19 protein-coding genes and 1 pseudogene are annotated in these 18,747 nt (G+C 61.8%); 17 read left to right on the top strand and 3 right to left on the bottom strand.

Going from position 1 to position 18,747, the window contains the following annotated elements; genetic code table 11:
• The 8 genes and pseudogenes from VJX68_RS14465 to VJX68_RS14430 all read left to right on the top strand — a co-directional run.
• Positions 1 to 256 (top strand): annotated as a pseudogene (locus VJX68_RS14465) (hypothetical protein); the annotation flags it as partial.
• Between the two features lie 4 nt (positions 257 to 260).
• On the top strand, positions 261 to 965 hold the full coding sequence (locus tag VJX68_RS14460) for an MlaD family protein (RefSeq protein ID WP_324096417.1): 705 nt from the start codon (positions 261 to 263) through the stop codon (positions 963 to 965).
• Between the two features lie 22 nt (positions 966 to 987).
• Positions 988 to 1,992 carry a phosphotransferase family protein gene (locus VJX68_RS14455; protein ID WP_324096416.1) on the top strand — a complete coding sequence of 335 codons (1,005 nt, stop codon included), beginning with the start codon at positions 988 to 990 and terminating at the stop codon, positions 1,990 to 1,992.
• A gap of 8 nt (positions 1,993 to 2,000) precedes the next feature.
• Positions 2,001 to 2,453, top strand: a complete 453-nt coding sequence (locus tag VJX68_RS14450) for a hypothetical protein (RefSeq protein WP_324096415.1) — start codon at positions 2,001 to 2,003, stop codon at positions 2,451 to 2,453.
• A gap of 307 nt (positions 2,454 to 2,760) precedes the next feature.
• Positions 2,761 to 3,039, top strand: coding sequence for a hypothetical protein (locus VJX68_RS14445; protein WP_324096414.1), 279 nt, complete (start codon positions 2,761 to 2,763; stop codon positions 3,037 to 3,039).
• 103 nt (positions 3,040 to 3,142) lie between these two features.
• The gene (locus VJX68_RS14440; RefSeq protein ID WP_324096413.1) at positions 3,143 to 4,342 is read left to right on the top strand and encodes an amidohydrolase family protein; all 1,200 of its coding nucleotides are present in this window, start codon (positions 3,143 to 3,145) and stop codon (positions 4,340 to 4,342) included.
• Complete coding sequence (locus tag VJX68_RS14435) at positions 4,309 to 5,001, top strand: phytanoyl-CoA dioxygenase family protein (protein WP_324096412.1); 693 nt, start codon at positions 4,309 to 4,311, stop codon at positions 4,999 to 5,001. The genes VJX68_RS14440 and VJX68_RS14435 overlap by 34 nt, the downstream gene beginning before the upstream one ends.
• Before the next feature lie 3 nt (positions 5,002 to 5,004).
• Positions 5,005 to 6,549 carry an acetolactate synthase large subunit gene (locus VJX68_RS14430; RefSeq protein ID WP_324096411.1) on the top strand — a complete coding sequence of 515 codons (1,545 nt, stop codon included), beginning with the start codon at positions 5,005 to 5,007 and terminating at the stop codon, positions 6,547 to 6,549.
• A gap of 8 nt (positions 6,550 to 6,557) precedes the next feature.
• Here VJX68_RS14430 and VJX68_RS14425 read toward each other — a convergent pair whose 3' ends face one another.
• On the bottom strand, positions 6,558 to 7,187 hold the full coding sequence (locus VJX68_RS14425) for an HAD family hydrolase (RefSeq protein WP_324096410.1): 630 nt from the start codon (positions 7,185 to 7,187) through the stop codon (positions 6,558 to 6,560).
• 64 nt (positions 7,188 to 7,251) lie between these two features.
• The gene (locus VJX68_RS14420) at positions 7,252 to 7,752 is read right to left on the bottom strand and encodes a winged helix-turn-helix transcriptional regulator (RefSeq protein WP_324096409.1); all 501 of its coding nucleotides are present in this window, start codon (positions 7,750 to 7,752) and stop codon (positions 7,252 to 7,254) included.
• Between the two features lie 124 nt (positions 7,753 to 7,876).
• Between VJX68_RS14420 and VJX68_RS14415 the strand changes: the two genes are divergently transcribed.
• The 8 genes from VJX68_RS14415 to VJX68_RS14380 all read left to right on the top strand — a co-directional run bounded on the left by VJX68_RS14415 (position 7,877) and on the right by VJX68_RS14380 (position 15,663).
• The gene (locus tag VJX68_RS14415; protein WP_324096408.1) at positions 7,877 to 8,500 is read left to right on the top strand and encodes a 2-hydroxychromene-2-carboxylate isomerase; all 624 of its coding nucleotides are present in this window, start codon (positions 7,877 to 7,879) and stop codon (positions 8,498 to 8,500) included.
• A gap of 75 nt (positions 8,501 to 8,575) precedes the next feature.
• A complete protein-coding gene (locus VJX68_RS14410; protein ID WP_324096407.1) occupies positions 8,576 to 9,544 on the top strand; it encodes a quinone oxidoreductase family protein in 969 nt (322 codons plus the stop codon).
• 277 nt (positions 9,545 to 9,821) lie between these two features.
• Positions 9,822 to 10,508 (top strand): TetR/AcrR family transcriptional regulator, encoded by a 687-nt coding sequence (locus VJX68_RS14405; protein WP_324096406.1) that lies wholly within the window; start codon positions 9,822 to 9,824, stop codon positions 10,506 to 10,508.
• The gene (locus tag VJX68_RS14400) at positions 10,505 to 11,497 is read left to right on the top strand and encodes an HlyD family secretion protein (protein ID WP_324096405.1); all 993 of its coding nucleotides are present in this window, start codon (positions 10,505 to 10,507) and stop codon (positions 11,495 to 11,497) included. The genes VJX68_RS14405 and VJX68_RS14400 overlap by 4 nt, the downstream gene beginning before the upstream one ends.
• Positions 11,490 to 12,431, top strand: a complete 942-nt coding sequence (locus VJX68_RS14395; protein ID WP_324096404.1) for an ABC transporter ATP-binding protein — start codon at positions 11,490 to 11,492, stop codon at positions 12,429 to 12,431. Before VJX68_RS14400 ends, VJX68_RS14395 begins: the two co-directional genes overlap by 8 nt.
• Positions 12,428 to 13,390 (top strand): ABC transporter ATP-binding protein, encoded by a 963-nt coding sequence (locus VJX68_RS14390; protein ID WP_324096403.1) that lies wholly within the window; start codon positions 12,428 to 12,430, stop codon positions 13,388 to 13,390. Before VJX68_RS14395 ends, VJX68_RS14390 begins: the two co-directional genes overlap by 4 nt.
• Positions 13,387 to 14,520, top strand: a complete 1,134-nt coding sequence (locus tag VJX68_RS14385; RefSeq protein WP_324096402.1) for an ABC transporter permease — start codon at positions 13,387 to 13,389, stop codon at positions 14,518 to 14,520. The genes VJX68_RS14390 and VJX68_RS14385 overlap by 4 nt, the downstream gene beginning before the upstream one ends.
• Before the next feature lie 9 nt (positions 14,521 to 14,529).
• Positions 14,530 to 15,663 carry an ABC transporter permease gene (locus tag VJX68_RS14380; protein WP_324096401.1) on the top strand — a complete coding sequence of 378 codons (1,134 nt, stop codon included), beginning with the start codon at positions 14,530 to 14,532 and terminating at the stop codon, positions 15,661 to 15,663.
• Between the two features lie 3 nt (positions 15,664 to 15,666).
• Here VJX68_RS14380 and VJX68_RS14375 read toward each other — a convergent pair whose 3' ends face one another.
• A complete protein-coding gene (locus VJX68_RS14375; RefSeq protein WP_324096400.1) occupies positions 15,667 to 17,937 on the bottom strand; it encodes a thioredoxin domain-containing protein in 2,271 nt (756 codons plus the stop codon).
• A gap of 106 nt (positions 17,938 to 18,043) precedes the next feature.
• Here VJX68_RS14375 and VJX68_RS14370 point away from each other — a divergent pair, with 106 nt between their 5' ends.
• On the top strand, positions 18,044 to 18,583 hold the full coding sequence (locus VJX68_RS14370; RefSeq protein ID WP_324096399.1) for a CAP domain-containing protein: 540 nt from the start codon (positions 18,044 to 18,046) through the stop codon (positions 18,581 to 18,583).
• Positions 18,584 to 18,747: the final 164 nt, after the last annotated feature.

The raw sequence follows: 18,747 nt of genomic DNA, 5'->3' as shown, positions 1-18,747 counted from the left end.
CACCATCGACATATCGGAGCAGTTGCTGGTGTGCATCGGCCAGAGCGACGCGGAAGTCGAGGCGAAGTGGAAGGCGGCGCAGATGCTCCAGCCGTTCATCAGCACCGGAATCAAAGGCACGCCGAAGCAATTGATCGAGGAACTCAAAAAGCGTGTGGCGATGGGAATCACGACATTCGTAATTTTCTTCAGCGACTTCGCGCCGCCGCCGACCATCGAGTTGTTCGCGAAGGAAGTGATGCCGGCATTTGCGTAGGACGTTGAGACTCTGCGCCCCGTTCGTGGTTGCGCTGCTGATCGCGGGATGCGCCAGTCAGCCGTCGTTTTACACGACGCAGCTCGACACGAGCGGCGGGCTCGGGCCGGGCGATCCGATAACGCACGCGTCGGCGACGATTGGGCACGTGACGGGAGTCTCGCCGATCAGCGACGGCGATTCGGAGATTGCGTTCGACGTCGATGGTTCGCACGCCGACGAGATTCACTACGACTCGATAATGACGCTGAATAATCTCGGCGCGACGCCCTCGCTTGACGTGATGAATGTGGATGCGATGAGCCATAGTGCGCCGTCGGGCACACGGCTGGACGGCGCGTCCAGCATGAACGAGGTGCAGATGTTTATGACGGCGCGCGGGCCTGGGAGTTTCGCGCAAGCACTGGGGAAAGCCACGAGCTTCACTCAATCTACGTCGCCGCCGCCCTCGCCGGCGACAGTGCAGATGACGCAGATGCTGGCGCAAATTTCGCAGCAGACGCTCGCCACCGCAGTGGCAATCGCGCCGCCGACTCCCGAGCAGATGGAGCAGGCCAAACGAGAAGCGCTTGGCGTCGAACGACAACTGATGCGCAACGGCAAAGTCGAGCAGGCCGAACGGCTGCGCGCCTCGATGGGCAGCATGATGGGTGGGATGACGGCGCCGGTGAATCCGACGACGCTGCCGCCGACCTCGCCGAATCCGTAGCGCGAGAGGGATCGTCACTAAGTTGGATCAGCATCGACTCACCGAATATCTCAAACGCATGATGCCGCATGCGCGCGAGCATCGCGTGGTCGGCCTCAAAAGAATTTCCGGCGGTTCGTCGCGCGAGACCTATGCCTTCGACCTGGAATGGAGCGAAGGCGACGAGACGCACACGCGCCCGCTGATCGGGCGGCGCGATCCGACGGGCGGGTTGCTCAAGACCGAGCGCGAGCGCGAGTTCAAAGTGATCGCCGCGATGCATCGCGCGGGCCTCAAGGTTCCCGAGCCGCTGTTCCTCGAACTCGACGCGAGCGTGATGGATCGCCCGTTTTTCATCATGCATCGCGCGCCGGGGCAGACCGGCATGGGCGCGTTTCCTGCCGCCGAACCTGAATCGACGCGGGCCAAGGTGGCAGACGACTTCCTGAGCGAGCTGGCACGATTGCAGTCGCTGGATTATCGCGAATGCGGCCTCGAGATTCTTGGGCCTCCTGAAAGTCTTGAGGATCCGGCGCGCATCCAGGCTGCGCACTGGGCCGAAATATACGAGCGCGATCGCATGGGCGAGCACTATCCCATTCTCGACGCCGCGTTCGCGTGGCTCAAAGGCAATCCCGTCGTCGCCGACCGCATCGTGATCGTGCACGGCGACTATCGTTCGGGAAATTATTTGTATGACGAGAACGGAATCATCGCGATGCTCGATTGGGAGATGGCGCATCTGGGCGACCCGATGGAAGATCTCGGGTGGGCGTCGATGATGTTCTGGGGACGTGACGAACTGGCGGGTGGCCTGATGGAGCGCGAAGCGTTCTACCGTCTGTACGAAGCGAAGACGGGCCATCGTGTCGATCGGGAGCGGCTGTTTTTCTACCAGGTGCTCGGCAACGCGAAGATGGCCGTGATTTGCCTGACCGGAATCCGAGATTTCGTCGAGCGGCGCACGTCCGACGCGGTGATGCCGTTTCTTGAATTGTTGCTGCCGGCGTTGTTCGAGGATCTGGCCAGGCAACTTCGATTGGTCTGAGAGGTCACATGCTACGTCCAACGTTGAATGAACTGATCGGCGGAATGCAGCGGACGATCATGGAGGCGTTGATGCCCGAACTGACGTCGCCGTACGCGCAGGGACAGGCGATGTCGGCGATCGGAATGCTCGCGCACGCGGCGGCCGTGCTCGAGTCTGCGCCGGCGTACGATGCGGCGGAGACAAAAGATCTGCGCGCGACGTTCGCAGCGCTCAAGCGGCTTGGCGACAAGCGCATCTCAAAAAAAAATGGGCTTCGCAGCGCGCTCGCGCGGGCGATTCGTGCGAGTGCGAAGAATCCGCCGGATAGGCGCGCGATGGAAGAATCGATGGCCGCTTTTGCGACCGCCGTCGCGCTCGGCCATGCCGACGACAGCGTCGCTCGCCACGTCCGCGGCTACATCCGGCGCAATCTCGAGCGATCGCGCAAACTGCTCGGCGGATCGTTGCCGAGCGCCTGAGTCATTAGCCGCACTGCATTTCCGATCCTGCCCGAAGATTGTCGCTACCTTACGCAATAAGACGTTATTACTAGCCATCACCGGCCACTTCCTAGTCGTCTTATCTGTGTCAGGACTTCTTGCGGATAAAAATTAATAGGAGTAGTTTGTGTAAAGCTAAATAGAAATGCTTAACGGTCTATTAGCTAGTTGTATGAAAGTGCCACTGACAGTATGTGGCGGACTTGCTACAGAGAGTTAGAAGTTCTAATTTGAATTTGGATACGGGGCTCCGAGTTGCCGCAGAACGAACTGCGAGGATAAAGTCATGAGTGTTGTCACTATTCCCACTCCTGGAATGACTGGCGGTCCATGCCGCGGATCCTGCAATCATTCCAAGTGCCACACGCTGCGCGCGATGGCGGACGAACGATGCAGTCACTGCGGCGTTCGTTTTGGTTTCGGCACCAAGATAACCGGCGAGCCGCCGCTGCACCTGAGATGCGCGCAGAGCATTTCCGCGCGAAATGGCGCGCCGGCGACGCATCCTATACATGATCCCGCAGCGGGTCATCATGTCGCGGGTCATCAGGGCGACAAGCGCTAGCGCGGTCTCTTTGCACTTTTTGATTTGATTGTCGGCGCGCCGATCCGGCGCGGTCTGCGATGTGCGCTTGACACCTTTGGCGCGTGCGCGCTACCGGTCAAGCGTGAACAGCGAAAAAATTGCTCAAGTACGAGCGCTCCGCAAGCGGCTGGATCATCCGGTGATCGACGCCGACGGCCATCTGATCGAGCCCGCTCCGCTCTTCAACGAATATCTTCAAAAGGTCGGCGGTAGCGGGATGCTTGAGCGGTACAATCGCGAGCTTCGCGAGCATCCGACCGGCTCGCGCGGGAATCGCGACGCCGGCGACATGCGCGGCGCGTGGTGGGGTGTCTCGAACGACGCCTACGACCTCGCGACCGTGATGGCGCCGCGTCTTCTGTACAGCAGGCTGAACGAGCTGGGCGTCGATTTTTCCGTCATGTATCCCACGCTCGGACTCGCGCTGCCGACGATTCACGATACCGAGGTGCGGCGGATAGCATGTCGCGCGCTGAACACGATGAACGCAGAAATCTGCGGGCAGTTTCGCGACCGCATCGCGCCTGCCGCGGCAATCCCGATGCATACGCCCGATGAGGCAATCGCCGAACTGGAGTATGCGGCGCGCTTGGGCCTCAAGGTCGCGATGATCCCGCCGGGCGTGGCGCGTCCGATTCCCGCGCATCCGGATGCGTTCCCCAACGCCGCGTATTTCGACTGCTACGGCCTCGACAGCTTCCACGATTACGATCCGGTGTGGCGAAAATTTGTCGAGCTGAAAATCGCGGTGACCTCGCACGGTGGTGTCGGCCTGCGCTACCTGCCGCTGGGGCGGCGCTCGCCGACCAACTACATGTTCAACCATATTGGCGCGCACGCGTATCAGCAGGGCGAGCTGTGCCGTTCGATCGTGATGGGCGGGGTGGCGAGGCGGTTCCCGCAGCTGGCGTTTGGATTTCTCGAGTGCGGCGCAGGCTGGGCGTGTGATTTGCTCCATTCGCTGGAAGAGCATTGGGAAAAACGCAACATCGCGGGCCTGGCGAATTACGATCCGTCGCGGCTCGATCGGCCGCGCCTGCATGAACTGCTCGCCGAATGGGGCGGTCCCGAATTCACCGCGAAAAATTCGGCGAATTCTTCGCCAACACCGCCATTGCTGATTCCGTCGCCGGGCTCAACGCATAGCGGCAGACGCGCTCGATGCTTTCGAGTGAACGCAAGCGCGATTGGGACGAGAAGGGTTTCTTCATCGTTCGCGGCTTCGCGCCAATCGAGGACTGCTGCGCGATGCATGCGCGGGTGGTCGAGATTTGCCGTCTGAACGCGGCCGGACAGAGCGTTCCGAACGTCTTCGTACTGCCGGAGAAGAAGCCCAACCCGCTCGCGCGAAACCCCGAGGACAACGTCGGCAAAGTTTTCCGGCTCCATCGCGATCCGATTTTCAAAAGGCTCGTCGAGGATCCAGCGGTGCTCGACCTGGTGAGCGATCTGATCGGACCGGAACTCGATTGTTTCGTCAGCCAGTTCATTTTCAAAAATCACGGCGCGCTCGGACAGCCGTGGCATCAGGATTCGTACTACTTCGCCTTCAGCACGCGGCCGCAAGTCGGAGTCTGGCTGGCCATCACCGAGGCGACGCTCGACAATGGATGCCTGCACGTGATGCCGTGCTCGCACCTCGAGCCGGTGCACGAGCACGTGCCGGACCGGCGCCCGCACGCGCAATACGGCTACACGGAGATCGTCGATTACGATATGTCGAAGTCGGTGCCGGTCCTGATGCGGCCCGGCGACCTGCTGGTGTTTCACAGCTGCCTGATGCATCGCTCGACCGACAATTTGTCGGGCGGGATTCGCGCCGCGATGGTGTGGCATTACACGAAGTCGGGAACGATCGATCAGACCAGGGAGAAGTTCGGGCATCAGAACCCATCGCACGATTTCATGAAGATCGAGCGGCGCGGCGCCGCCGAGGATTAGAACATGAATGGAGCCGAGAGCCTGATTCGCACCGCGATCGCAGCCGGGGTCGAAGTGTGTTTCGCGAATCCGGGAACGACCGAGATGCCGCTGGTGGCGGCGCTCGATTCGGCCGACGGGCTGCGGGCGTTTCTCGGATTGTTCGAGGGCGTTTGCACCGGCGCTGCCGACGGCTACGGACGGATGGCGGAGAAACCCGCGCTGACGCTGCTGCACCTTGGGCCGGGCTTCGCCAACGGCATCGCGAATCTTCACAATGCGCGGCGCGCGCGTTCGCCGATCGTCAATTTGATCGGTGACCATGCGACGTGGCACGTCGGCGCCGACGCACCGCTCACGTCCGACATCGTTTCGCTCGCAACGCCGGTCTCCGGATGGATACGAAGCGTGCGCAATTCAGGCTCGCTTGCGGGTGCGACGGCGGAGGCGATCGCGGCGGCGGGCCGTGCGCCTGGGCAAGTCGCGACGCTGATCATCCCTTCGGATTGCCAGTGGGATCCTGCCGAGCGGCACGCCACGCCAATCGAGCCGGCGGCGCCACCGGTGGTGTCCTCCAACGCGGTAAAGCGCGCGGCAGAGTCGATGCGCAAGGGCAACAAGGTCGCGCTCTTTTTGGGCGGCGTCGCGCTTCGAGCGCGTGGTCTGAAAGCGGCTGCGCGCATCGCCGCGAAATCGGGATGTCATCTGATTTGCGAAACGTTCCCCGCGCGGCTCGAACGCGGCGCTGGCATGCCGACGCTCGATCGGCTGCCCTACTTTCCTGAACAGGCGATCGAGATGCTGAAGGCGTTCGATACGATCGTCCTCGCCGGCGCGAAAAAGCCCGTCGCGTTTTTCGGCTATCCCGATTTCCCAAGCCTGCTGATTCCTGACGGCATCAACACCGCGATTCTGGCCGATCCGACTGATGACGTCCCGGCCGCTCTGGAAGCGCTCGCAAGCGAAATTGTCGCGCCGGTTTCGGTTGCGACGCCATCGAAGATATCGCGCCCAGAACGTCCCGTAGGAAAACTCAACGCGATGACCGCGGGCGCCGCGATTGCCGCCACAATGCCCGAGGGCGCAATCGTGATGGACGAGGCTGCCACCACCGGCCTGCCATTCCTGGCCGCGTCGGCGGCCGCACCTCCACATACATACCTTTCGCTGACCGGTGGTGCGATCGGGCAGGGGTTGCCGTGCGCGACGGGCGCGGCAGTCGCATGTCCCGATCGGCGCGTGATCGCATTTCAGGCCGACGGCAGCGCGATGTACACGCTGCAAGCGCTGTGGACGCAGGCACGCGAGTCGCTCAACGTCACGACGGTGCTGTGCAACAACCGCAGCTACCGGATCCTGCAGGTCGAACTTGCGCGCGCGGGCGTGACCGAGCCCGGCCGCAAGGCGCGCTCGCTTACAAGTCTCGCCAATCCCGATATCGAATGGACGAGTCTGGCGCGGGGGCTGGGTGTACCGGGCGTGCGCGTCGAGACGGCCGAGGCCCTTACGCGAGAACTGGAACGCTCGCTCGCGACGTCGGGTCCGACTCTGATCGAAATGATTCTCTAGACCAGCTTCTACGTCCGGGTCGCTGCCAATAGTTCGAGAGCTGCTTGCAAATCGGCGATCGTCGCGATCAGGCGATCGTGCTCGATGCGGCTGCCGACGCCGATAAAGTGCGTGCCCGCGCTCTCGGCCGCCTCGCGATCTACCCTGCTGTCGCCCACGTACACCGCGCGCGCGGGGTCGACCCCAGCGCGATCCAGGCACAGCCGCAGGATGTCGGGCGCGGGCTTGGGACGAACCTTGTCGAGCGCGCTCGCGACCGCGTCGAATACGCCGCCGAGATCAAGATGCTCGACCAGCGCGGGCACGGTCGCCGATCGATTGGTTGCCAGCCCGAGCTTGTAGCGCCGCTTGAGGTCGAGCATGAATGGGCGCAACTCGAACGGCGGACGCAGCATCTTGAAAAACGGCGTCTGATCCATGTTGCGCGTCACGGCGTGCATCGCGCCAAGCTTGGCCGCGTCGCCGCGCGCGCGGGCCGCGAACACCTCGCTCGCGGCGTACGAAACCGCCGCGATTTCTTCATCACGATCGAGCGGCGCTTCGCCGACCTTCGCGAAAATCCAGTTGTAGTATGCAACGTTCGATTCGGTTGAATCGAACAGCACGCCGTCGGCGTCGAACATCACCAGTTCAATCATGTTGTACGAATATTGTGCGGGACCGCCACGCATCGCGCCAGACGGCCGCGCGCAAAAACGAGAGTCAGCGCGTGGCGCGCCTGCGTTCGGCCCGCTCGACTCGTCGGGCATGCGCAGGCGCCGGACGGCGCGGAATCGCAACGACCTCGCGCGCGGTGAGATGATCCCCGCAATGCGAACAGACCATGTCCGGCGCGGTCTTCGCGCCGCAGACGCGATGTATAAGCGTCATCGGCGGACCCGATTCGTCACTGAGCCACGTGTCGCCCCATCGCATCATTGCGATCAGCACGGGGTAGAGCTCGAGTCCTTTGCGGGTCAGCCGATACTCGACTCGGCCGCTGTCGCCCTCACTGCGCGCACGATCGAGGATTCCGTCGCGCACCAGGTCGCGCAGCCGCGAGCTCAGGATGTTGCGCGCGATTCCGGTCCCCTGCTGAAACTCGTCGAAGCGATGGCGTCCGAGAAACGCCTCGCGCAGTATCAGCATTGTCCAGCGCTCGCCGACTACCGACAGCGTGCGCGCCACCGAGCAATTCATCTCTTTGACCGAATCCCATCGCATGGGCGTCTGTCACTCTCCTCCCCCGAATTGAATTTCACCTGCCGCGACGTTCCCCAACGCCCCGATTCGACAAAAATATCGTTGCACTTTGAAACTTGGTTTGCTAGGAAGCGATAGTTGCAAATTGAAACTGAATGTCTACGATCGCGCGGGGAAAGATACATCGATGGTCAAAAAAATCGAATTCTTTTACGACTACCTGAGTCCGTTCAGTTATCTCGCCGACACGCAACTGCCTGCGATTGCGCGGCGCACCGGGGCGGAGATCGTATATCGGCCGATTCTGCTCGGCGCGATTATGAAGGCCACCGGAAATGCGGGTCCGCTCTCGATTCCGTCGAAAGCCGCCTACAACATTGCGGAGTTTCAGCGATGGGCGAGGCGCTACGGCCTTTCTGCGAAGTTCAATCCACATTTTCCGTTCAACACGATTCGCGTGCTTCGCGCCGCGATCGCCGCACAACAGCGGGGCCGCTTCGCAGCGTTTCATTCGGCGGCGTTCCGCGCGATCTGGGAACAGGGGCAAGACCTCAGCAAGGAGGAAGCGCTGCGCCGGCTTTTCGACGAGGCGGAAATCGAGCCGGCACTCATCGAGGGCGACGAAATCAAGAACCAGCTTCGCGCGAATATGGACGAAGCCGTCAGCCGAGGCGCGTTCGGGGCACCAACAATTTTCGTCAACGGCGAAATGTTCTGGGGAAACGATCGCCTCGATTTCGTCGAAGAAGCTCTGCAGCGTCTGTCGTGACGCGAGTTCCATCGTCTCGTAATCCGTGAGATAGATCCGGAAATAAACAGCGCGCGCCCGCACGAGGTCATTCAGATGAAAGCAGTCGTATTCGAAAAGCTTGGCGGACCCGAGGTGATGAAGATTGCCGAGGTCGCGAAGCCCGAAGTGAAGCCCGGGAACGTGCTGATCAAAGTGCGCGCGGCCGGAATCAACTTCGCCGATACGCTCTTCCGGCAGGGACAATACCTGATGCAGCCCAAGCTGCCGGACACGCCTGGGCTGGAGGCCGCCGGTGAAATCGAGGCCGTCGGCGCGGGCGTGCCAAATCTCAAACCCGGTCAGCGCGTTGCTGCGCTCGGCTCCAAGATGTACGCCGAGTATGCGCTCGCGCCAGCAGCGCAGGTGATTCCGATTCCCGACTCCATCAGCTTCGAGCATGCGGCGGCGTTTCCGGTGCAAGTGCTGACTGCATGGCACATGCTTCACACGTCGCACCAAACCGGACCCGGGCAGACAGTGCTGGTCCATTCCGCGGCAGGTGGCGTCGGAATCGTCGCGGTGCAAATCGCCAAAGCGGCGGGCGCGCGGGTGATTGGGACGGTGTCGAGCGCCAGCAAGGCGGCGCTCATCAAAGAGTACGGCGCGGACGACGCGATCAACTATGCCACCAGCGACTTCGCCGTCGAGGCGAACCGCCTCACCGCTGGACGCGGCGTCGATCTGATCCTGGACGCGGTCGGCGCGACGACGCTGGATAAGGGGCTGAAGTGTCTCGCTCCGTTCGGCCACCTGATTCTCTACGGGCGCGCCGGCGGACCACCCGAACCGCTCAACCTGTTCAGGCTGTTCGAGAAATCGACCACGGTGAGCGGTTTCGTGCTCTACACCGTAACCGCAGTGCCAGACGCGATGCGCCGAGGAATCGAGGAATCGTTCAAGCTGATCGCAGAAGGCAAACTCAAGCTGCTGGTCGGCAAATCATTCCCGCTCGCGCAGGCCGCCGAGGCGCACAAGTTCATGGAGTCGCGCCAATCGACGGGCAAGCTGGTGCTGATCCCGTAACGCTGCGTTCGCGCCGCGATTTTCGATTTCGTCAATCCGGACCGCGGATCGTGCGCGGAAGGCATCGTGCGCCTGCCGCGATCCGTCTCGGCAGATTTTTGAGTTACTCTTCCAGTGGCAATTTGCAACTACTTTTAGTCGTAGGACTAACCCGGTTTGGTCGATGGAGCGGGCCTCGCGCCCGCCCCGGCCGTCCTTGACTCGCTCTGCGCGGCGAGCTTAATTAACTGATCAGTTAATATCGCTATTAACTGTCCGGTTAACGAAAGCGCGAAGCATGGCTGGCCCACGCACAACCGTCCGCAATCTCAACCGCACACGCGAGAAGATCCTCGCCGCCGCACTCGCCGAATTTTCAGCCCGCGGCTTCGCCGGCGCGCGGGTCGACGCGATCGCCCGGCGCGCCCGCGTGAACAAACGCATGCTGTACTACTGCTTCGGCCCCAAGCAGGACCTCTATCGCGAAATCCTGCGCCGCAAATTCGCGGAGCGCTCCGAATGGATCGAATCCATGCCCAACGACTTCGCCGGTGCGTTGGCTCATATGTACGTGGCCGGCAGCACGGACCCGGACTTTGTCCGCCTGATGGAATGGGAGGTGATCGACAGCGGCGGCAGAAAATGCATCGCCGAGACCGAGCGCCGCGCTCTGTTTGAGAAAGCAGTCGCCCGCCTTCGCGCCCTGCAACGCCAGGGAACGATTCCCCGCGGCGTCAATCTCACTCAACTTTTCATTTCGATGCTGTCGCTGGCGCTGTTCCCGCTGGTGATGCCTCAAGTCATTCGCCTCATCCATGGCATGGAACCAACCGACCCTCGCTTCATGCGCCAGCGCGCGAACTTTCTGCGCTGGCTTGGAGATCGTTTGGCTAAACCCACTGGACGTATTCGCAATCCGTTGAAGGCATCGCAGACCGCCGTTCGCCGCGGCCAATCATTCGAGAGACCGGGTCAGCTCGCATGAAGAGACGAATCGTCCTGATGATTGCGGTCCTTGTAGTTGGCGCCGGCGCCTGGACGGGTTATGCGCTGCTATACAAGGACCCGGTCGCGACCGACAATCTGCTCGTTTCCGGCAACATCGAGGCCCACGAAAGCGTCGTCAGCTTCAAGGCCGTGCAATCGCGCGTCGTCGAATTGCCCTTCGACGAAGGCCAGTGGGTGAAGGCCGGCACGCTGCTGGCGCGGCTGGACGACAGCGATTACCGCCAGCAGGTCGCGATCAACGAAGCGGCTCTCCGAGTGCAGGAACAGGAACTTGATTCAGCGATGCAAAAGCTCGAGGCCGCGCACGCGACAGTCACCAACGATAAAGCCGACCTCGCTCAAAAGAATATCGACTACGTCCGCAGCCAGAAACTTTGGAGTGATAAAATCATCTCTGGCGACCAGCGTGACCACACCGAGACCGCGCTCAAACAGTCGAACGCCGCGATGCAACGAGACCTCGCGATGGAACGGAGCGCGCAGCAGGACATCGAGGTCGCCAAGGCAAACATCCGCAACGCCGGCGAAAATCTTGAGCTCGCGAAGATCATGCTCGGTTATACCACGCTGCGTGCGCCGTTCTCAGGTGTCATTCTCACGCGTCAGACGGAGCTTGGTGAAGTGATGCAGCCGGGCACGCCGGTCGTCACGCTCGCCGACCTCGATCACGTGTGGCTGCGCGCTTACGTGGCCGAAACCGATCTCGGCCGAATCCGATGGGGTCAGGCGGCGACGGTTCACACCGACACTTATCCCGACAAAGCGTACCCCGGCCAGATATCGTTCATCTCTTCCGAGGCGGAGTTCACGCCCAAGAGCGTCGAGACTCACAAGGAGCGCGTGACGCTCGTCTATCGAATCAAAATCGATGTCGAAAATCCGCGCCACGAACTGAAGCCAGGGATGCCCGCGGACGCGACGATTCACCTTGGCCCTCCCGCGCAAATCGGCAACAGTCGTGGATGACAAGACGGTCGTCGTCCGCGATTTGGTGAAGGACTTCCCGGGCGTCCGCGCAATCGATCATCTGAGCTTCGACGTCGCGCCCGGCGAAATCTTCGGCATCGTCGGACCCGATGGCGCGGGTAAGACCACGACCATGCGCATCCTCGCCGGAGTGCTCCCGCCCGACAGCGGCACTGCCACCGTCGCGCGATGCGACATCGTCGCCGATCCCGAAGGAGTCAAGCCTCTCATCAGCTATATGCCACAGCGCTTCGGCCTCTACGAAGACCTGACAGTGAACGAGAACATCCGATTTTACGCGGACTTGTTTGGCGTTCGCAGGCAGGACCGCGAGGCGCGCGCCGCTGAACTGCTGAAAGCATGTGGCATGAGCGAGTTCCACGCCCGCCTGACCGGCAAGCTCTCCGGCGGGATGAAGCAAAAGCTCGGCCTGGTCTGCGCTCTCATACACACACCGCGCGTGCTGCTGCTCGACGAGCCGACCAACGGCGTCGATCCGGTTTCTCGCCGCGAATTCTGGGCGATGCTCTATTCGCTGGTCGGCCAGGGCGTCACCGTCGTCAATTCCACCGCGTACCTCGATGAAGCCGAGCGATGTCATCGCGTCGCGCTGCTACATCTGGGACGCCTACTCTTCTGCGACTCGCCGGCGCGGCTCAAGTCACGGTTCCAGGGCTCGGTCATATCGATCGTATCGCCCGAGGCGCGACGCGTCCGGGACGAACTCGCTGCCGCCGAGGGCGTTTCGAGCGCAGTGCTGGTCGGCGACGCGGTTCATTTGTTCGTCGATGACGCCGGGCGGCGCATCTCCGATCTCAGTGCGCGGCTGAACGGCGGCGAGATTCCATTCGACGAGATCGTCCGCGTCACACCGACCATCGAAGATCTTTTCGTCGAGGCTGTGCGCAAAGACTCGACACACGTGGCTGCATGACACGCCTCAACGGCTATTCGGTCGAAGTCGAAAACCTGGTGAAGCGTTTTGGCGATTTCACCGCGGTCGATCGCATTTCATTTCAGACCCGCACCGGTGAGGTCTTCGGATTCCTCGGACCCAACGGCTCGGGAAAGTCGACCACCATTCGAATCCTGTGCGGATTGCTGCGTCCCAGCTCCGGCCGCGCAATTGTCGCCGGTTACGACGTGGTCGAGTCGCCCGAACTTATCCGCCGCAACATCGGATATATGTCGCAAAAGTTTTCGCTCTACGCCGATCTCACCGTGCTCGAGAATTTGCGCTTCTACGCGGGAATGTATGGTGTCCCGGCGGGCGAGTTGGGCGGGCGAATCGATTGGGCGCTCGAGATGGCCGGGCTGCGCGGCCGCGAGTCGAGTCTCACCGGCACTCTCGCCGGCGGATGGAAGCAGCGCCTCGCGCTGGGCTGCGCCGTTCTGCATCGCCCGCCAATCGTATTTCTCGACGAGCCGACTTCGGGCGTAGATCCACTCTCTCGGCGCCTGTTCTGGGAGTTGATTCAGCATATGAGCAGCGATGGCGTCACCATTTTCGTCACCACGCATTACATGGACGAAGCCGAATACTGCAACCGCCTGGCGCTGATGAACGGCGGCAAATTGATCGCGTTGGGCACGCCCACCGAACTCAAGCTGGGTTCGATCCAGGGCTCATTGCTGCTGCTCGAATGCAATCGGCTCGGCGACGCCATCGAGCACTTGCGCCACTTCGACGGCGTCCGCGACGTCGCCGTCTTCGCCAACGCGCTGCACCTCGTCGTATCCGACGCCGCGATTGCCCCTGCGATTCGCGCGGCACTCGAAGCCGGCGCCATCTCCGTCGCCAGCCTGCAACAGATTCGCCCGAGCCTCGAAGACGCGTTCGTGGCATTGACTACTCGACGCGCCGATGCCGCCACTTCGGAGCTGTCGCCATGAATCTTCGACGACTGCTCGCCATCTCACGCAAGGAAGTTTTCCAGGTGCTGCGCGACTCTCGCAGCCTGCTGATCGTCCTGCTGATGCCCCTGATGCTCATGACGACGCTCGGTTACGGGGTCAATCTCGATACCAAGCACATCCGCGTGTTCGCCCTTGATCAAGAAGGCAGCCAGGCGAGCCAGGACCTGCTCAAGCGCTTTCAGTCTTCCGCTTACTTTGATCTGGTCGCGACCGTCACTGATTACCGCGCGCTGGCCGCCGCGCTGGACGACGGCCGATGCCAGCTCGCGATCGTGATTCCGTACGACTTCTCGGCGCGCCTGCACGACGGACGCCCGGTGAGCATACAGGCGTTAGTTGACGGCTCCGACAACAACACCGCCGAGATCGCGATCGGCTATGCGCAGGGCGTGCTCGCGTCTTATGGCGCCGTTGTTCAAGCCGAGTATCTACGCAAGTCCAACGCGCCCAGCGTGAACCCCGTGCTGTCCGTTGAGGCCCGAACCTGGTTCAACGAAGACCTCGAAAGCAAAAACTTCATCGTGCCCGGTGTCGCCGCGATCGTGATGGCCGTCGTCGGAGTTCTGCTCACCTCGCTGACCGTTGCGCGCGAGTGGGAGCGCGGCACCATGGAGCAGCTCATCTCGACGCCCGTGACCTCGCTCGAGATCATCATCGGCAAGTTGCTCCCCTACTTCGCCCTTGGCCTGTTCGATACCGCCGCCTGCGCCGCCATCGCCGTCTTTTGGTTCCAAGTCCCCTTTCGCGGCTCGCTCATCGCGCTGTCCGTCGGCTCGGGAATTTACCTGATCGCGATTCTCGGGCTTGGATTCTGGATCTCGGTCGCCACCAAACATCAGCTGGCCGCGAGCCAGATTGGCTTGGTGACCGCGTTCCTGCCTTCGTTCCTACTCTCGGGATTCACGTTTCCAATCGAACAGATGCCTGTCGGCGTGCAGCCCTTCACCTACTTTATCGCGGCGCGCTACTACATCGTCATACTCAAGAGCGTATTTCTGCGCGGCACCGGCCTTAGCTTTCTCGCCGAACCTTTGATGGCGCTCGTCATCTATGCTGCGGTCATGGTGTTCCTAGCCAAGCGATCTTTTCACAAGTCGCTGGCATGAGAGGCTGACGTGATCGAGCGCCTGCGCCAGATTCTGATCAAGGAATTCATCCACCTGTTTCGCGACCGGCACGCGCGCTTTGCTCTAATCGTCCCGCCACTGCTGCAGATGCTGGTATTCGGCTACGCCGCGAGCTATGAGGTGAATCGCGTATCGACCGCCGTGCTCGACTACGACCGCAGCCAGGAGAGCCGCGAATTCCTCGAGCGCTTCAGCGCCAGCAGCCGGTTTGAGGTGCGCGACGTCCTGCAAAGCGAATCGCAAATCCCCTCGCTGCTCGATCACCGGCGCGTCGTGCTGGTGCTGCAGATTCAGCCTGGCTTCGCCGAACTGCTGCGCAAAGGCCAGACCGCACCCGTTCAAGCCGTGCTCGACGGCACCGACTCGAACACCGCGCTAATCGCCGTTGGATACATCAATCAGATCGCAAATCGATTTGCCCAGGACTATCAACTCCAAATGGCCGACCGGCTGAAACCGTCTCTGGCGACCTTCGCGCCTGAGATCGAGCTCCAGGAGCGTCCGTGGTTCAACGCCAACCTCGAAAGCCGATGGTTCTTCGTACCCGGCGTGATTGGAACTCTTGTCCTGGTGACAGTGATGATGTTGACGGCCTTCGCGGTCGTGCGAGAGCGTGAGATCGGCACCCTCGAACAATTGATGGTGACGCCGATCAGCCCGGCGGAACTAATCGTCGGCAAAACCCTGCCGTTTCTGATCGTTGGGCTCGCCAATGTGGTCTTCGTCGGAATCCTTGGAAGCTTGTGGTTCGACGTTCCGTTTCGCGGAAATATTTTCGTCCTGCTGCTGGGCACAACGCTCTTTCTGTCGAGCGCCCTGGGCGTCGGCCTGCTTATTTCCACGGTCTGCCAAACTCAACAGCAAGCTTTCGCGATCTCCTTCTTTTACATCTCGCCCGCAATCATGCTGTCCGGATTCGGCTATCCGATCACCAGCATGCCGACCGCCCTGCAATGGTTCACCAATCTCGATCCGCTGCGCTTCTATCTCATCGTCCTGCGTGGAACTTTCATCAAAGGCATCGGACTACACGTGCTATGGCCGCAGATGGTTGCGATGGCCATTCTCGGAGCGGCGACGCTTACGCTCGCAACGCTCAGATTTCACAAGACCATGGACTGACCTTCACATCGGCGGTCGTGCGAGAGCCGGCTTGTCGTTGGCAAGCGTCGTTTTGTCTCGCCTCTCGACGCCAAAACTCCTGATCACCATCGCGAGTTTCGCCGGCGTCCCGACCGGCGTCGCGCACGCAGTTCCCGCGCACACAAACGCGAGTGGAACTCCCTTCGCCGCGCTGGACGCGAGCATCGCGCGCGCCGCGGCCGGCATTGATTCGGCGCCGCTATCCGATCCAATCCGCATCACGATTTTCCCCGGACGATAACTTGCCAATGCCATTCTCCACAAAGCTGCCGCGCGTGCGTCGCCATGCGGCCCCACGATCGCGACCATCGCCTCGCCATTGGCGCGATACTCCAGCGCCAGCCCAACCGTTGCGACCAGGTCGCTCAGCATCGATCCCGCCATCACCGGCGCACTCGCCATCAGTTCGTCCGCGATCTTCGAATAATTGTCATCGCCTGTGATAATCCCGAGCTTCGCTGCCGCGATCGCCATCGTGGCTTGCACGGACGGCGTCGACATATCAAGGAAAACCTGCCCGCTCGTTTGAGACTGCGCAATCACCGTGTTCGCGTCTTCGGACTCGCGGTTCACCAACAAGCTCGAACCGTCGGCGCGGAAGTCCTTCAAAATAATTGCGGCGAGAGCGCGCGCCTCGGCCAGGAATTTCTCATCGGCCGAGAATTGATACGCATCGATGAGCGCGTTGAGCAGGTAGACCTGGTCGGCCGCGAGACCTGCCACATGCACGCGTCCATCCGACCAGACGTGAAAGAAACTTCCATCCGGCGCCCGCATATGTGTGATGATGAAATCCAGATCGTTGAGCGCCGCGCGTTGAAGACTCGAGTCGTCAAGCGCCGCCGACGCCGCCAGGTACGCATCCGCCATCAACGCGTTGCGATCGGTCATCACCGCGCGATCGACCTGCGGCGTCTTGCGACGCGCTCGCTCCGCAAGCATCGTCGCCGATGCCTTGGCGATCTTCTCACGCGCTTCCTCTACCGGGATCTTCAGCTTGGCCGCCAATTGCTCCGGGCTCATCGCGCGCCTGAGCACGGTTCGTCCGTCGGGCGCCCGCGCCGGCCTGTCTTCCATGCCGTAAAATAAAATCGCCACTCGCGCCTCATCCGCCGGCAGCGCGCGCTTCACCTCGGCGACCGTCCACGTGTAATAGCTGCTGTCGTCGCCCTTGAACGAATCGGCGTCCTGATGCGAGTAGAAAGCGTGCGTCTGTACATCGAGCAGCTCGCGATTTACGTAACCGACGATCGACTCCGCGACTCGCGCAAAGTCCGGGTCACCGCTGGCTTCATACGCGTGGCTGTATGCTTGCAACGCCATCGCGTTGTCGTACCCAAGCTTCTCGAAATGCGGCACGCGCCATTGCGCGTCCGTCGAGTAGCGATGAAATCCGCCGCCCAATTGATCGAACACTCCTCCCGCCGCGATCTTCTTGAGTGTATCGAGCGCCATCGCCGTGTACTCCGGATGCCCGTAAAAGCCGTGCGCGAGCGCAAGCTCTAGCGCCGGGAAATCGTAAAACCGCGCCCCCTCGTCAGAGGCGAATCCTCCCGATTTGCGATCGTACGACACCGCCAGCCCAGCAAGTATTTGTGCTCGCAGCCCCTCCGGTCCTCCTTGTGTCGGCGCGTTCCGGCTCGACGCGTATTTGAGCTTCGCCGCAGTTGCCTCCGCCTCGCGCTCGAGTCCCGCGCGATTCGCCGCGTACACCTGCGAGATTCGCTTGAGCAGCGGCAGCATCGACGAGTTTTCTCCGCCGCTGCGGTTGGGTCCGCTGCCCGGCCGCGGCGGCAGATACCCGGCCGCGAAGAACAAAGCGCCGTCCGGCGTCGTGAAACATGTCAGTGGCCAGCCGCCCGCGCCGGTCAGTTGCGCCGCCGCATTCTGATAGTAGTCGTCGAGGTCAGGACGCTCGTCGCTATCGACCTTTACCGGCACGAATTCGCTGTTCAGCGCCGCCGCGACTGCCGGGTCGGCGTAGGTCATCTCGTCCATCACGTGGCACCAGTGACACCACACCGCGCCGATATCGATCATGACCGGACGATTCAGCGACCGCGCCAGCGCGAGCGTATCCGGACTCCACGCCTGCCATCGAATCGCGCTCGACGACGCTTCGCGCAGATACATGCTTGGCGACGACTTGAGCGCCCCGGCCGGCAACGCATTGGCCGCATCAGTCGCGGCGTTCGCCCGCGCACTCAGGATGCAAAGGATCGCAGCTGACGCAAGAACTGTTCGCGTTGACATCCGCCAAATGGCGCGATAGCTGGAAATTGAGCGAAACATGAGCCCACGATCTGCAACGCGCCGCCGCCCATCCAGAACTCGCAACGGCCCGGCGAAAGTCATCAGAATGCCGACTCCCACAGTGGTCCGCCGCCGCCGCGCAATCAAGGCGGGCCTGACCCTGCTCGTGCTCTCGCTGCTCGCCGCAATTATCGCACGGTTCTACCTTATCTATACCGCGGCTCCTTCGCCCGAAAAAGTGTCGGGTCTGACCGAACAGGAAACCGAAATCCTTGGCTTGGTGAACCAGCAACGCGTTCGCGGCGGATTGCCGCCGCTGAAATTCTCGCCGCGTCTCGCCGTGATCGCGCGAGGACACAGCTACGACATGGCGATACGCCATTACCTCGCGCATAACAGCCCTGACGGTGTCGCGCCCGCGGACCGAATCAGCGGCGTCGGCATCGGATACCGGGCTGTCGGTGAGAACATCTACATGGACGACTACGCCGATTCCGCCGATGTCCCGCAACGAGCGATGAATCGGTGGCTGAAGAGCCCCGAGCACCTCGCCAACATCATCTCGGCTAAGTTCACCGAAACCGGCGTCGGCATCGCTCAATCCGCCGACGGCAGCACCTACGTCACGCAAGATTTCGTGCGCTGAAAGGCGGGCGCTCTGCGATGGAATTCGCCGAACTCGCCGCGCTGGCCTCAGGTCACGCCGAAGCGCGTGCTATCCAGACCGCGCTCAAACTCGGAATTTTCGAGATTCTCGACTCCTCGCCGCTCGACGACGCCGCTGTCGCTGATGCCATCTCCGCCAATCGC

The organism is Binatus sp. (SeqCode) (assembly GCF_035272065.1).
Taxonomy (GTDB): Bacteria; Desulfobacterota; Binatia; order Binatales; family Binataceae; genus Binatus.
Note: the sequence above shows the minus strand (reverse complement) of the source record. Positions and strands in the feature narration are given on the sequence as shown.

Coding starts and splice junctions, on each gene's coding strand:
- VJX68_RS14450 (WP_324096415.1), top strand. CDS start 2,001: ATGCTACGTCCAACGTTGAATGAACTGATCGGCGGAATGCAGCGGACG.
- VJX68_RS14445 (WP_324096414.1), top strand. CDS start 2,761: ATGAGTGTTGTCACTATTCCCACTCCTGGAATGACTGGCGGTCCATGC.
- VJX68_RS14435 (WP_324096412.1), top strand. CDS start 4,309: ATGCATGCGCGGGTGGTCGAGATTTGCCGTCTGAACGCGGCCGGACAG.
- VJX68_RS14430 (WP_324096411.1), top strand. CDS start 5,005: ATGAATGGAGCCGAGAGCCTGATTCGCACCGCGATCGCAGCCGGGGTC.
- VJX68_RS14425 (WP_324096410.1), bottom strand. CDS start 7,187: ATGATTGAACTGGTGATGTTCGACGCCGACGGCGTGCTGTTCGATTCA.
- VJX68_RS14420 (WP_324096409.1), bottom strand. CDS start 7,752: ATGCGATGGGATTCGGTCAAAGAGATGAATTGCTCGGTGGCGCGCACG.
- VJX68_RS14410 (WP_324096407.1), top strand. CDS start 8,576: ATGAAAGCAGTCGTATTCGAAAAGCTTGGCGGACCCGAGGTGATGAAG.
- VJX68_RS14405 (WP_324096406.1), top strand. CDS start 9,822: ATGGCTGGCCCACGCACAACCGTCCGCAATCTCAACCGCACACGCGAG.
- VJX68_RS14400 (WP_324096405.1), top strand. CDS start 10,505: ATGAAGAGACGAATCGTCCTGATGATTGCGGTCCTTGTAGTTGGCGCC.
- VJX68_RS14390 (WP_324096403.1), top strand. CDS start 12,428: ATGACACGCCTCAACGGCTATTCGGTCGAAGTCGAAAACCTGGTGAAG.
- VJX68_RS14385 (WP_324096402.1), top strand. CDS start 13,387: ATGAATCTTCGACGACTGCTCGCCATCTCACGCAAGGAAGTTTTCCAG.
- VJX68_RS14375 (WP_324096400.1), bottom strand. CDS start 17,937: ATGTCAACGCGAACAGTTCTTGCGTCAGCTGCGATCCTTTGCATCCTG.
- VJX68_RS14370 (WP_324096399.1), top strand. CDS start 18,044: ATGCCGACTCCCACAGTGGTCCGCCGCCGCCGCGCAATCAAGGCGGGC.